The sequence below is a fragment of the Acidimicrobiia bacterium genome, from assembly GCA_036396535.1.
Classification (GTDB): Bacteria; Actinomycetota; Acidimicrobiia; order Spongiisociales; family UBA5794; genus DASWKR01.
This window is the reverse complement of the sequence record DASWKR010000004.1, coordinates 1-1,855: the sequence shown is the minus strand read 5'-3', so window position 1 is coordinate 1,855 and position 1,855 is coordinate 1. Positions and strand designations below refer to the sequence as shown.

At 68.9% G+C, this 1,855-nt stretch carries 1 protein-coding gene; it reads right to left on the bottom strand.

Annotated elements, in window-relative coordinates; translation table 11 throughout:
- A partial coding sequence (locus VGC47_00805; protein ID HEX9853839.1) for an Ig-like domain-containing protein occupies window positions 1-1,855 on the bottom strand: 1,855 nt, incomplete at both ends.

The window sequence follows — 1,855 nt, the reverse complement described above, 5'->3', positions numbered from 1 at the left end:
CGAGTCGTGGGCGATCAACCCTGCGGCGCCCAGGGTGGGTCCCCCGACGTACGTGCCGTTGAGGGACCCGACGTTGTCGTCGGCGACCGTTCCCGACGCCTCACCCAGACGCCACCACACCGTCGGTCCATCAGCCGCCACTGCCTCGGCGTAGCCGGGCACGGTGTTGTCGACGGTCACACCGACGACGGCCGAGCCCGTCGTGTTGCCGTTGCTGTCCGTGGCCCGCGCCTGGATGGTACGAGGGCCGTCGGGACCGGCGGCGCTGTTCCACGACCACTGGTAACGGGACAGCGCCGGGTTCCACGCCGCCACGTTCCAGCTCGCCCCACTGTCCACCGACACCTCGACATCGAGCGAGCCCGCCGGGTCGACGTCGTCCGAGGCCTGCACCTGGATGGTCGTCGTCCCTGTGACGAGTGAACCTGCCGACGGGGCCGTCACCGCCACCGTCGGTGCCCCGTTGCCGATCGTCACCTCTACTGGAGCCGAGATCGTGGTGAGGCCGTGCGAGTCCGTGGCCCTGGCGAGCAGGGTTCGGCTCCCGTTGCCCGACGACGCCGTGTTCCACGTCCACTGATGGCGCGACGCCGCCGCGTTCCAGGATGCGTCGTTCCACGTGGCGCCGTTGTCGGCGGACACCTGGACCGCGAGCGAACCCGCCGAGTCTGCGAAGTCGGTTGCCGCGACGGCGACGGTTTGCGTGCCGGTGAGCGGCGACCCGGCGGCCGGGCTCGTGACCGCTGCGCCCGGGGCCGATCCGACGATGAACACGTCGTCGAACGTGGCTTGGGCGGCGTTGCCCGAGTAGGCGAAGCCCTTTCGGTTCACGTAGGCGCCGATCCGAAGCGTGTGCGTTCCGGGGGCGAGGGTTCCGATCCTGATCGTCGATTGGGCGTATGGGAGGAGCCCGCCGTCGCAGATGCGGCTCAGGTACGAGTTGCCGCCTTGGCCGTACGGGACGCCGTCGACCGCCAGCCGGACCTCGGCGCAATCGCTCGACGTGAAGCCCGTTCCGACTTCGAGACGATGGACGAGTGACACGGTGACGTCTGTCGACTGGGCCAGGGTGAACGAGCGGCTGAAGCCGCCCGAGATGCCGTTGATGGTCTGGTTCTGCACTGCCGCAGCGATGTGAACGGCTAGGCCGGCATCAGAGAAGGTCCCGTCCGCTACCCAGAACCCGTTGGCGTACTGCGGGTTGCTCGTCCCCTCGAAGGCGTCGTCCACGTACGTGAAGCCGTCCGTCGAGAAGTCGAAGTCGCCTCCGAGCGCCAGATGGGCATAGTCGCCTGCGGGTCCCGGCACGACGACGGGTCCCGAGCTCCGCTGCGCCGATTCGTTGAGGCGGCGGTCGACGGAGGTCACCGCATAGGTGTGCGTCCCAGGCACCCGCTCCGTGTACGACAGGTTGGTGAAGTTGGCGGCTGACAGGAGCGCCCCGTCGCGATAGACCCGGTAGTACTCGACGACGTCGTTGTCCGAGCCGGCCGGCCACGTGAGGCTGACCTGATTCGTGCCCGTGACGGCTACGTTCAGCGCGCCGGGGGCCGTAGGCGTGCTCGTGTCCCAGTTCGGCGCGGTGAGCGGCGGTCCTGCGGCTGAACCGGCGCCCGCCTCGGGGCAGTGCTTGATGAGCGAGTTGGTGAAGGCGTTGCCGATGGCATCGAGATTCATGTCCCCGCCCAACCACAGGCAGCCGTCGGGAGCGCCATGAGCGGCCCACGGGCCGGCCGAGATGGTGTACTCGAGCAGTCCGGTCGGGAACGTGTCGACGTACTCGCCCGTGTGCGAGTCGACGGCGAACGACCCGTTGGCAGGTCCGTATGGGATCGCTCCTGGCGTGCTCGTGGAG